At 33.9% G+C, this 13346-nt stretch carries 9 protein-coding genes; all 9 read left to right on the top strand.

All coding sequences use genetic code 11. The features are described 5' to 3' along the window. The first annotated feature begins 81 nt into the window (after nucleotides 1-81). The 9 genes from ACUN28_RS13975 (at nucleotide 82) to ACUN28_RS14015 (ending at nucleotide 13290) form a co-directional block, all read left to right on the top strand. Nucleotides 82-1128 (top strand): ornithine cyclodeaminase family protein, encoded by a 1047-nt coding sequence (locus ACUN28_RS13975; RefSeq protein ID WP_016087256.1) that lies wholly within the window; start codon nucleotides 82-84, stop codon nucleotides 1126-1128. Between the two features lie 30 nt (nucleotides 1129-1158). Further along, entirely contained in the window at nucleotides 1159-2028 is an 870-nt protein-coding gene (locus ACUN28_RS13980) for a PhzF family phenazine biosynthesis protein (protein WP_016087257.1), read from the top strand. A 393-nt stretch (nucleotides 2029-2421) separates the two neighbouring features. After that, nucleotides 2422-3333, top strand: a complete 912-nt coding sequence (gene menA / locus ACUN28_RS13985) for a 1,4-dihydroxy-2-naphthoate polyprenyltransferase (protein ID WP_016087258.1) — start codon at nucleotides 2422-2424, stop codon at nucleotides 3331-3333. Nucleotides 3334-4181: 848 nt separating this feature from the next. Further along, complete coding sequence (locus tag ACUN28_RS13990; RefSeq protein WP_016087259.1) at nucleotides 4182-5411, top strand: radical SAM protein; 1230 nt, start codon at nucleotides 4182-4184, stop codon at nucleotides 5409-5411. Next, complete coding sequence (locus ACUN28_RS13995) at nucleotides 5390-6250, top strand: LpxL/LpxP family acyltransferase (RefSeq protein WP_016087260.1); 861 nt, start codon at nucleotides 5390-5392, stop codon at nucleotides 6248-6250. Before ACUN28_RS13990 ends, ACUN28_RS13995 begins: the two co-directional genes overlap by 22 nt. After that, a complete protein-coding gene (locus ACUN28_RS14000) occupies nucleotides 6247-7482 on the top strand; it encodes an MFS transporter (protein ID WP_016087261.1) in 1236 nt (411 codons plus the stop codon). Before ACUN28_RS13995 ends, ACUN28_RS14000 begins: the two co-directional genes overlap by 4 nt. A gap of 660 nt (nucleotides 7483-8142) precedes the next feature. Then, nucleotides 8143-8505, top strand: a complete 363-nt coding sequence (locus ACUN28_RS14005) for a DUF2294 domain-containing protein (RefSeq protein WP_000798158.1) — start codon at nucleotides 8143-8145, stop codon at nucleotides 8503-8505. A gap of 625 nt (nucleotides 8506-9130) precedes the next feature. Further along, nucleotides 9131-10666, top strand: coding sequence for an NADH dehydrogenase subunit 5 (locus ACUN28_RS14010; protein ID WP_016136768.1), 1536 nt, complete (start codon nucleotides 9131-9133; stop codon nucleotides 10664-10666). Further along, the gene (locus ACUN28_RS14015) at nucleotides 10666-13290 is read left to right on the top strand and encodes a DUF2309 domain-containing protein (RefSeq protein ID WP_016136767.1); all 2625 of its coding nucleotides are present in this window, start codon (nucleotides 10666-10668) and stop codon (nucleotides 13288-13290) included. Before ACUN28_RS14010 ends, ACUN28_RS14015 begins: the two co-directional genes overlap by 1 nt. The last annotated feature ends 56 nt before the right edge of the window (nucleotides 13291-13346 follow it).

Consider the following 13346-nt stretch of genomic DNA (forward strand, 5'->3'; position numbering starts at 1 on the left):
AAGGATGGTTGGAGACTTTTTGTTGTTGTTCAAATACAATTACATTAACAGATATTAAAATTTTAAAGGAGAATGATAACTATGGTACCAATAAGAATTCTAAGTGATAATGATGTTAAGAACATTCTTGATATCAAGAATACAGTAGCATGTGTAGAAAAAGCCTATGCGCTTAAAGCCAACAATCAAGCGAGACTATTCTCCATGGTATCTGAGGTGATTTTTGAGGATAGGGCAGAAATGGATATTAAATCAGGGATGCTTAATGAAGAAGATGTGTTTGGATTAAAACTCGTTTCATGGTTTGGTGATAATAAAAATCAAGGACTTCCAGCTATAACAGGGATGACTATGTTATTTGATTTGAAGAATGGATTTCCTAAGGCAATGATCAACGCAAGTTATTTGATAGGAATGCGTACTGGAGCAGCAGGTTCAATAGGCGTGAAACACCTGTCAAAACAAGATTCAAAAACACTAATGATTGTTGGGACAGGAGTTCAGGCGATTTTTCAAATAGCAGCCACTCTATCTCAAGTTCAGACAATAACCAAGGTATATATATATGACCCCATAAAATATGAAAATGCATCAAAATTCCAGTATTCAATAAAGACGGAACTAGAAAAAATTATAAATGATATCAACGATACTTATAATAAGAGCTGGAAACAAAGAATTGAGTCAGTTCAGTTTGTAGCTGTAGAAAATCCAGTGAAAGCTTTGGAAGAAACCGATGCAGTAATTACGATAACGCCTTCTCGAAAACCACTGATTTTTAAGGAGTGGATTAAGCCAGGCATACATTTCAGCTGTGTGGGGGCAGACATGACTGGAAAACAGGAAATAGATGAAAAGATCTTTGAGGTAGCTTCTGTATATGTAGATGATATTACACAAGCATCGACAGTCGGAGAAACACAAAGTGCTATAAGGGCTGGTATATTAGGCAAAAACAATTTGACTGAAATCGGACAATTCATACTTGGAAATGCGAAAGGACGTACAAGTGATGAAGAAATTACGATTTTTGATAGTACTGGCATAGCATTGCAGGATCTTGCAGTTTCAAATTATATTGTATCAAAAGCAGAAGAAATGAATGTTGGGACAATCGTGCAAATATAAAATCGATATACAATTTGGAGGGATCATATTATGAAGGTAAAAGTTTATACATTAAATTCATTTGCAAAATCCATTGAGGGAGGGAACCCTGCCGGAGTGGTACTTAGCGCTGATTATCTATCAGATGAGGAAATGAAAAAAATAGCAGGTATCATCGGTTTTAGTGAGACTGCTTTTGTCATGAAGTCAGACCTTGCTGACTTCAAGGTTAGATTCTTTACACCTAATGAAGAGGTTGATCTTTGTGGCCATGCAACGATAGCAGCGTTCTATATACTTTCAAGCCAAGGATATATTAAACCAGGAAAATATTCTCAAGAAACAAAGGCTGGAATTTTAAGTGTAGAAGTAATGGAAGACCTATCAATTATGATGGAGCAAAATGCTCCAAGCTATTATGAAATAATAGACAAGGAGGAAATTGCAGATTCCTTAAATATTACTATAGATGAAATGTTGGGGGATCTATCAGTGCAAATTGTATCTACTGGCCTTAGGGATATACTTGTACCGATTAAAAACTTAGATATATTAAATTCTATAAAGCCAGATTTTGAAAAAGTAACAAATATCAGCAGTAAATATAATACCATTGGTTATCATATTTTTACCCTTGAATCACTAAAGGGTTCAAATGCTCACTGTAGAAATTTGGCACCTTTATATGGAGTTCCCGAAGAATCTGCAACTGGTACATCCAATGGTGCCCTTTCATGTTATCTATATAAATATGGTAAAATCAAACCTGAACATGTTATTAATATATCTGTTGAGCAAGGTTACTCTATGAAAAAACCTTCGGAAATAGTTATAGCGTTAACCACTCAAGGGAAAGAAATTATTGAGGTAAAGGTAGGCGGAAAAGCATTGAATTTATCTGAAACAGAGGTTGAAATATAATTGGGGTACCGCCACATCACTATCAACCTAAGATAAATTTATATCCATAATTCAAAGAAAACGTTATTCTTTTTGTAGAAATATACAGAAAGAATAACGTTTTTGTATGAATTTATCGATTTTAGATGAACTAGAATTGTTTTCTAAAGAATTACAACGATATATGTCACCGCATGCTTTAGAACAATTAGCTAGAGAGATAGGGGTTGTTCAACGAAAAAGTAAATACAGTATTAGAAAAAAATATATTTTGATGCAAATTTATGGTGTAAGCAAGAGCATGAAAGTTCTATCGCCAATTCTTTTTTTGATATAATGGATGCGTGGCAGAAAATAGATAGAAAGATACTGCTAGTAATTTATACTTAAAATGTTGGGAGATTGAACAGAGTTATGGGGACAGAAAAAGAAATTAGTTCCGCTAAATTAATATGGAAGATGACGCGCCCGCATACATTAACGGCGACGTTTTCTCCTGTAATTTTAGGGACAGTGGCATCACTTTATGTTGCCGAAATTCATTGGCTTTTATTTATTGCGATGATGGTTGCATGTTTAGCATTGCAAATAGCAACGAACTTATTTAATGAGTACTATGATTTCAAACGTGGATTAGATACAGCTGAGTCTGTTGGAATTGGTGGCGGAATTGTCCGTCATGGATTGAAACCAAAAAATGTGTTAACAGTTGCACTTTTATTGTATGTAGTAGCAGCACTTATTGGAATTTATATTTGTATGAATAGTAGCTGGTGGTTAGTCGTCATCGGTTTAATCGGGATGGCGGTTGGCTATTTATATACAGGCGGTCCATTACCAATTGCGTACACTCCGTTTGGAGAATTAGTTTCTGGCTTGTTAATGGGGACATGTTTTGTACTCATTGCTTTCTTTATTCAAACGAATACGATAACGATTGAAAGTGTATTGATTTCCATTCCAATTGGAATTTTAGTCGGTGCAATCAACATGTCGAATAACATCCGAGATATCGAAGAAGATATTAAAGGTGGAAGAAAGACATTAGTAATCCACCTTGGGAGAGAAAAAGCTGTAGTAACACTAGCTGTAGCCTTTTTCGTTGCTTATTTATGGATTGCGGTAATTGTATTAATGGGTTATATAAGCCCTTGGGCATTAGTTATGTTCCTAGGTTTGAGAAAACCAATCTCTGCCATTCAAAGTTTCCAAAAAGGGGCAAAGGATCCCGGGTATATGCGCATCGCAATGAAATCAACAGCGATGACAAATACAATTTTCGGCTTCTTATTATCAGCAGGATTATTAATTAGTTACTTGTTTTAAATAAAAACCCCCAGTTTCTCAATTTTAATTTAGAGAAACTGGGGGTTTTTATTTTTGTTTCTTTAATGTTAAAAATACGCTTCGTACTATAAAACTAGAAACTACTTAGTTATTTCCTCCTTGAAATGAGGATAAAACAAGTCTATTAACAATTACAAGAAACTTGGTTAGTGTAGAGTGTATTGGTTCTATAGACGAAAAGTATTTCGTGCTGTCGTAAGGAATTATTAAATTATAGGGCGCTATAAAATAAAAACAGAATTTTCAGACTTATATTTAGCGATAATTTATATGTTTTTTAATCTTAACATATTATCCAATAAATGTTATTTTAAAAATTCGAATATATGTTTTCGGTTTAATTAATCAGAATTTTTAATTTTTTGTTTATGTTTACTAGTTTACATTTTTTATAAAAAATGTTATTTTATTGGTAATAATTTGAAGGGGGTGAAAAGTGTGAAAAAGAACACAAGTGTAATTCATGGAACACAACCGGCTTTTAACAACTGTGGCTGTCAAAAACCACCGTCACCACAAAAATAGTAAATTTAAACATTATTAGACATAATAACTTTTAAATCCACTGGGGCTACTTAGTTCCCAGTGGATTTAAAAAATAATTAAAAATATATTCTGTAAGGAGGAAAGAATAATGTACATAATCCTTTCTAAGGATGTTATATTACGTGATGAGCATCACTATATAAATTCAGAAGCTCGTTTTTTTTTATAATGCTAAAACTAGACATTCAGAATTCCTTTCAGCAGCAGCCTTTGAATTATTAGTATACCTTTCGAAATCACGAACTATAGAGGACGCCTGGGAGTTCTATCATAAGCGCGCTATGGAACTAAATGAATTACCTCAACGGGAGGAATTCAATCAGTTTATCAATGAAATGATTTTAGGAAATACAATTTTAAAAACCAGTAAAAAAGAAAATGTTACTAAGCCACTTTCAAACTTAAAAATATCACCACCCGCTTCTTTTAAATATACACCAATGACATTTCCTACAAAGGTTAATATAACTAGTACTATGAGATGCAATCTTGCATGCAAACATTGTTTAAGAGAATCATCTCCATTTGTAGATATTTCTGATGAACTTAATACTGATGAGGTAATTCAATTGTTTTCTGAATTAGACAATTTAGGCGTTATAGAGCTCGCTTTTTCAGGAGGAGAAACAACAACCCGAAAAGATATATGTACAATTTTAGAACATGCAGGTACCTTAAGATGTTTTTTTGAATTTTTCACTAATGGTCATAGAGTAAGTGATAAAGTTTATCAAACTTTATTAAAAGTAAAAGAAAAAAAACAAAGAGGGCTACAAATACACCTCTCCTTAGATGGTGATGAATTTTATCATGATCAAATGCGTGGAAAAGGTTCATATAAACGCGTTATGGATACTTTAAAGCGATTTGCACAAGATAAATTTTATGTAATTGTTGAATCAGTATTAGTTCCGGATTGTGTAAAATCTGATGGAGTTAGAAAAGTTGTAGAAGCTTGTATAGAAAATGGGGCAAATGGAATAAGTTTTCACCCAGCATCTGTATCTGGAAGGGCTAGTTTAAACCCTGATTATTTTCAATTTACTTTGTCTGAATTAGATTATTTTCATAAACAAGTAATACAAATAACAAAAGAATATCCTTCTACTAAAATTGAATTTCAGACTTATTATTATCCAGGCCCTAAAAATAAAGATAATGATTTCGAATTACCACCCAATGTTGGGCCGCAAGGAATGTACTTATTAGCAATTGGAGCAAATGGAGATATTTATCCTTGTACAGAATCCATAGGTGATACATCACAAATTATTGCTAATGTAAAAGATGAAGGTGGTGTTCTTTCTGCATGGAATAGTCGAAAATGGGATTTTTATCGTGGAGGCTGGGAGTTAGATGAATTAACTGCTTGCATAGGTTGTAAATTCCATGGAGATTGTACAATGCAAACTTGTAGATGCTATGCTCAAAGAGTTTTATTAAACAAATACGACGCTATGCCAGAATGTTATAAAGTGAGGGATGAAATATGGGGAAAATCAAAGATCTAAGTTTTCCAGAATTAAGTAACAATATAGAAGAACTTTTAACATTAAATAAAGAGGACTTTTTGCATCTATGTTCAAAACCAGAAGATTGGAATACGCCTAAAACTTATTCGACATTTGTTAATGAAAATGAACAAATGATATTAAAATACAAAGAATTCCTAGCATATCGTCCAATGCATTGGGCATGGTTCTTACGAATGCTGAAACAACAGGGGATAAATAAATCTTTTATATCTATTCCTCCTAATCTTTCAGAAATTATTAAAGAACCATGTATATTTGTAATCCCGCATTTTGGACTACATATGTTAGTACCTCATATTCTCGGACATTTTATTAAACCAGAATCACATATACTAGCATCAGGGTACATAGATGCAGAAAGTGTTAATAGTAGCATTAATAATATTTTACCAAATGTTCAGGTGGAATTTATGAAAATTCCAGACATATGGATTTTAAGAAAACTTATTCGTGGCTATAACAATGGAAATTACCCTATAATATATCCTGAAATTTCTTCATCAGAAGATAAAACTTTCTTTGAATTAAAATTGTTGGGAGAAAAAGTATATGTTCCAATGGGAGTTGAACATATAGGTCGTTTATGTAAAAGTAAAGTAATTCCTATAGCAATGACATATAATGAAAAATATGAATTACATCTTGGTCCTACTCTTAATTATACTGAAACAGGGAGCATTCTCTTACCTCTTTTTTCTTGGATCGAACAGCTTATTCAAAATACTCCCTACCAATGGTTTGGTTGGCAATTCATGGAAGAGATGATGGTGAGTAAGGCGATTAAAAATGAACTCTCTTTAGTACAAAAACAATGAACAAACAAATAAATTCTATTATCATTGCAATGGGAGTTCAATCATTTCAAAGCAGTTTAGTCTTTTTAGCCATGGCATGGTATTTTACTAATATAACTCAATCACCACTAATATATGGGTCTCTTATGGCATTTCGTTATGTTCCAGGAATTTTATTTACGATGTTAAGTGGTATAGCAGTTGATAGAATGAAAAAAATTCCTCTTGGAATTTCAGCAAGTATTTGTAATATAATTTCACATTGTTTTTTATTAATTGCGGGTCTTCTTAATCTTTCAACAGAAGGAATGGGATATTGGATTTATGCTGTAATTGTAATTTTAATGGGCATCTCTTCCGCTATATTAACGCCTCTTGAAAGGACATTAATTCCGTCCTTGGCTCAACCAGAAAAACTAAAATCTATTAATAGTATTATTAGTATTGTCACACAAAGTATTGCTATTATAGGAACAAGTTTAGCGGGTGTTTTCCTTTTGATAGGAGGATTCTCTTTAGCTATGGCCGTCGCAATTTTTATGGCCATTATATCATTAGCTTGTTATATTTTTCTGTTCCTTACTGTTAAATTAACGGAATCACCATCAAATTCTAGAGGGGTAATTAATGCGTTCAAATCTACTATAAAAATATTAAATCACCAGCGGTGGATATTTAGTGCTATTGCATCTTCAATATTTACCAACATGGCATTTGTTATGATTATGGATGTTTTGTTGCCAAATCTTTTTTCTGGATTGAAATTCAACGGTTCTGCTGCATTAGGAATTTGTTTTACAGTAATGGGAATTGGAACTTTACTAGGTGCGGCAATGACATATAAAGTAAAAAGAATAAATTTTAACATAGCAATGGTTCTCTATGTTTTCTCAACAATATTTGGTGCAATAGGCGGTCTTATGACAAACTCAATCATAATAAGCATTGTATTATTTGGTCTATTTAGTTTATTCGCCGCTCCTGTATCAATAATATATCAAACCGAACTTCAACAAATAATACCGAATCAACATCTTGGAAGTACTATGGGATTTATTGCTTCAGGAGTAACAATGGCTCAGCCATTAGGTGTAATTTTAGCTGGATTTCTTTTACTCAAATTAAGTGGAGAAATTATTTTAATTATGGCTTGTGGGATTTCATTAATCTCAGTTCTAATTGGTTGGTGGCATATATATATACAAAAAGGTAGAATCATGAACCAACATGTCAAAAGAGAAACTAGTATGTAAATCGTTCTATCAAATAACTTTACATTATGATTGGAAGGGAATGCTTGTATGCTGACCTGTACTGCACTCCCTTTTTGAAATCCCCCCATGTCTATTAACTGAATAAGCAAATCTTTACTAAACGGAAACATGAATTGTTAAGTAAGTTTTTTATAAAATCATCAGCGTGTTCGTTCTTATTCCATATCCTTCCTCATTTCCACATGCCCCAACACTTTTTTAGTTAGTACATATCTCTTCGCAATGACATATACATTTTTTTCTGCGGCAAGCGGATTAAATATGTATGAATCTTTACATTCCCTATATATAACCATTAGAAAAAAATCGCACTTAAAATTGACTTTTCATAAGTTTAGCTAGATAACGATATGATGATATTTTATGCCTATCAACCCAACAGAACAAGTTATTCAAAAATAATAAAAATGAATTTCATTATTATAAAAGATGCCAATTTTTCGTTTAACTAGAAGAAGCAAAGTGGAAAATAATTGAGATGAAAAAAATAGTTATTCAAATCGTCTCATTATGGAGAGGTTCAAAATAAAAAATGTTCAAGAATGTCATCTTAGTAATTGAAAATAGAATCAATCAAGATTATTATATTGTTATTGTAATTATAAATGTAATTACATTTTATTGAAGGAGGATACATAGATGAAAAACTCAAAAGGCTCTATTGAATCAGAGATAAGCAAAGCAATTACGCACTGGGAGAAGGACTACCTAGGACGTGGATCTATATCCGTTAAGACAGATATATTACGAGATATGATTATCGTAAATTTACAAGGTATTTTAACACCGGCTGAATATACTGTTTGCGAAACGAAAGACGGTATGCTAACGATAAAGAAAAATCGTTCGGAGCTAGTTGAATCTGGAATTGACGATTTGAAAGAGATCATACTAGAATTAACTGGAGAAAAAGTGAAAAGTTTTCATACGGATATAAGTTCGCGTACAGGTGAGCGAGTAATGATTTTTAAATTGTTTCATAATCTTGAGGAAAAGTTTTAAAAATTAAAACCACCGTAGTGTTAGTGGGAGATAATTAAGAAACCTAAAAGTTTTGCACTTTATTTATATTTATTAACATGATAATAATTAAAAACTTGAAATTATTTACGTATAATGAATTTTGATTGAAATAACGCTTGAAAAAATGGATAAATAAATTGACAAACAGCTTAATATGGTTTATCTTATAATTGTTTTAAAAATTAATAGATGCTTATTTTAACTGTTTGCTATAATTAAGGCTTTAGCATTTTTTTAATATGTAATATTGACTAAATGAAAAGGTTTCTTAATTGAAAGATAGCGCATAACATAAATTGATATATTGATTGCATAATCTAGGAGATCAGAGATATACTGTTATTTTTAATAGGAGTAATACATACATTATTATCCGCTATAAAATGGGAGCTCTTCAAAAAACTTTATTGAAGTTAGTTGAAGTGAAACCGACAATCTCCATAATTCAATGATGATATAAAATCATTGAATTATGGAAGTTGTCGGTTTTTTTTATGGAAAAAACGATGTACGAAAAAGAGTGAATGAAAATTGAAATTAAAAAAATCATCGTAATGAAAAGGCATTTTTATAGGTTATTTTCGTTTGGAAGGGAGTATTTTACATGTTAATTTCGCTGAGTTCATCAACACTGTTAACATTATTTTTTATCGCGCTTAGTGCTTCTTGGTTAAGTGGATTGTTGTTTTTACATGCAAGGATGCCTTTACGTTTGGTTCATATCCATATTGGTATTGCTGCTTTGCCTTCATTGGTTTCTTTACTTGCACTTGTTAATAACAATGGAGATAGAGTTGTGGGGCCTTGGCATCTAGATACTTTAGCTTGGTTAATGGCTTTCTTTGTTCTTACAATTGGTTTAATCATTCAGCGCTTTTCTGTACGTTACTTAATGGGGGATCGCTCATATCGAAAATACTTTGCACTTTTTACATTTACTACAGGTGTATCTTCAGTTGCATGGTTAAGTGATGATCTTCGCTTCATGATTATTTGTTGGGGCGCAACTCTTATAGGATTGGTACTACTCATAGGGCTAAATAAAGGGTGGAAAGTAGTTAGTGAAGCAACAAAAATCTCAGGCTATTTATTTACAATAAGTTGGATTGTCTTACTAGCAGCTATCATTTGGTTGTTTCAAATAACTGGACAGTGGCAGTTAACATCCGTTTTAACGAATGAAAATGTAGCTCAATTTGGAACATTGGAGAAAACAGGAATTAACTTATTGATTATAGTAGCTGTGATGATTCCAGCAGCACAATGGCCTTTTCACAGATGGTTAATTGAATCAGCTGTTGCTCCAACTCCTGTTTCTGCTATTATGCATGCGGGTTTAGTAAATGCTGGCGGTATCATATTAACTAGATTTTCGCCACTTTTTCATGATGATATTGCACAAATCATTTTACTAATTTTCTCTAGTATTTCTGTCTTAATAGGAACAGGAATTAGTTTAGTTCAAGTTGATTATAAACGTCAGCTAGTAGGATCCACTATTGCACAAATGGGATTTATGCTGATTCAATGTGCATTAGGCGCTTATTTAGCAGCTGTTATTCATTTAATTTTACACGGTTTATTTAAAGCCACACTGTTTTTACAAGCTGGTTCTTCCGTACAACGTTTTGAGGGAGTGAAGCAATCTAATAATGAAAAGATGTCCAATTTATGGATTATGTTCGGACGTGTTTTAGGATTATTTATAGCAATTGCTTTCTGGTTTACGACTTCTGGAGAGGGGTATGAATTAGTTAGTGCGTTAATCTTAGGGTGGTCATTATACTTCTCGTGGAAACAGCTTGTTGTTTTTGGAGAGGGAAGAATGGGACGAATTGCCGGCTTAATAGTTTTGAGTGGATTTTCTCTCATTTACTTTACTGTTCATAACTCTCTTTATAAATGGTTGCATACTGACATTTTTCAGAATGCTCAACCGTCGGCTTCAGCCGTTATTTTTGTTATAAGTCTCTTATTATTTGGTAGTGCTATTAGTACTCTCGTTACTCGTAATCAATCTTCTACAATATTTGCTGTAATGTATCTTTGGTTCGTTCGAGTAGGTGAAGCGAGACAAAAGTCAGTAGAAAGTCATCCAAGCTATCTGAAACATTATGTATCAAAGGGAGGTAATTCGTGATGAGCATACAGTCAATCGTAACGAAAGAAACTTTAAAAAAGAAAGATACAAACATTGATATACAAGAAAATAATATAAATGATCTAGTTACATCTGCTAGCCGAGTTATTGCGCCACTTTGGCCTATCTCTACATTTGCGGCTCATCACCCTTGGATGGGGCTTGAAAAGCAATCATTTGAACAAGTCGCAAATTGGTTAAAAGAAGCTCGTAATGTAGATATTTATCCTAGTGCCTCCATGATTCATTCGGCAAAGGCGAAAGGTGAGATTGAGGAAACATTTTTACAAATTGGCTTGTCTCGTTGGCTTGATTCACAATCTTTTCATATTCCGCGAGAGAGAGAGGAGCGTTTTTGCCAAGAAGCTTTAAAGTTAGAGAGATTACCTTCTAGTTTATTATCATCGCCAGAATTAAATAAATTCGCAAAGGAAATGCGTTATGTAAATACAGGGAGTATAGAAGACTCTTCTATGCAACCAATCAGTTCACTTATAGAGAATCAAAATGGTGACAACTTATCTGATATTCTTAATTATCACATCATTAAATGGTGTAAATTATATCTTGATGACTCCGGGGCAAGTTGGACGATGCCAAACCGTGAGAAAGGTTTTTATCGTGCATGGCACCACCTTATTACATTTGATCCAGCGCTCAGTAAAAATGAGCGTAAAGTTTTAAAAGATTGGCCACAGGATGCCCAGGGAGCTTTAACAAAAGCATTATCTGAACTAGGAATTCCTGAATCTAACAGGCAAGCTTACCTTGAAGGGCACTTACTTTCTTTGCCTGGGTGGGCAGGAATGATACGATGGCGCTCCCAACAATCAATTAAGGAACAGGCACTCGTTATAGAATATTTAGCAGTTCGAATTTCAATGGAGCTGGCTATTGTAAAACCTTATTTACCTTTAAAAAATCAAAAGGCTGAGAAAAAAGTTTCGATTGTCCCACTTATAGCTTCTTGGATCTATTGGGGGGATATTTCAACACGGGAATGGTTACAAATGTCTGCCGCTGAACAAAGCGAATTATTAGCATTTGCTTATCGTTTTGATGAAAACATTCGTAAGAAACTTTGGCTGGAAGCTTGGGAACAGACGCATGCAGAGCAATTAAAGAAGAAGATTTCTTCTAAACAACGTGCAACTAATGATAAAAAGCGTGTAGTAGCTCAATTAGCATTTTGTATTGATGTACGTTCAGAACCGTTTCGTCGCCACCTTGAAAAATTAGGTCCGTTTGAAACATTTGGAATAGCTGGTTTCTTTGGGTTACCAATTGCGACTAGTGAACTAGGCAGTAATAACAGCCACCCTTCTTTGCCAGTTATACTAAAACCGAAACATCAAATAAAAGAGCTCACAAATGAAAGTGAACTTAAATCTTATGAGCAACGTAAGAGGGTAGGTAGTTCGGTGCGTTATACATTTAAAACGATGAAACAGAACGTACTGACAAGTATGGCGCTACCTGAGTTAAGTGGTCCTTTACTTGGTCTACAGATGGTGACAAGAAGCTTTGTCCCAAGAGGAGTTGGTGGTTTCATTCGTAACCTTCGCAAAACGATGTTACAAAAACCGGATACAACATTCTCGCTTAATCATGTTCATGACACAAAAGGTGAGATACCTATCGGTTTTACGAAAGAAGAAAAAGTGAACTATGTGCGTCAAGCTTTAAAAATGGTGGGACTGACAGAAAAATTTGCTCCTTTAGTTGTAATGTGCGGACACAGTAGTCAAAGTACGAACAATCCTTATGCTGCAGCACTTGAGTGTGGTGCGTGTGGGGGAGCAGCGGGAGGATTCAATGCAAGAGTTTTCGCTACTTTATGTAACCTTCCAGAAGTAAGAGAGGCGTTGTCTGCTGAAGGAATTAAAATTCCTGAGGACACCATTTTTGCAGCAGCTGAACATAAAACAACCGTGGATGAATTGGAATGGATTTACGTCCCAGAACTTTCGGAAGCTGCGCAAGAAGCATTTGATTGTATTGAGTCGATTATGCCAAATGTGAGCCAAGAGGCAAATAGAGAGCGTTTAACGCAATTACCAAATTTTAAAACGAAAATAAAAAATGCGAGTAAAGAGGCACATCGATTTGCAGAAGATTGGAGTGAAATACGTCCGGAATGGGGATTAGCTTGTAATGCATCTTTTATTATCGGGCAGCGTGAATTGACTCAGGATTGTGACTTAGAAGGTAGGGCTTTCCTTCATAATTATGATTGGAAACAGGATGAAAGTGGTGATATATTAGCTAACATTATAGCGGGACCAGGAACAGTAGCGCAGTGGATAAATCTACAATATTACGCTTCAACTGTAGCTCCTCATTATTATGGTAGTGGAAACAAAACAACCCAAACCGTTACGGCAGGTCTCGGTGTTATGCAGGGAAATGCAAGTGATTTGTTATCAGGCTTACCTTGGCAATCCGTTATGCAGTCAGATAGTGAGACGTATCACTCACCACTTCGTTTACTAATTGTAATTCAAGCGCCTATTGAATATATAGAACGCTTGCTAAATAATGATTTCACATTTCGAGAAAAAGTTCAAAATGGATGGGTCAGACTTGCAAGTGTTGATCCAGAGGGACGTTGGAAAAACTGGTAACAATCATGTAATGAATCATTGTTACTAGCTTAAAAGTTTTATAAATACAATCATGA

The organism is Bacillus sp. WC2507 (genome assembly GCF_052656125.1).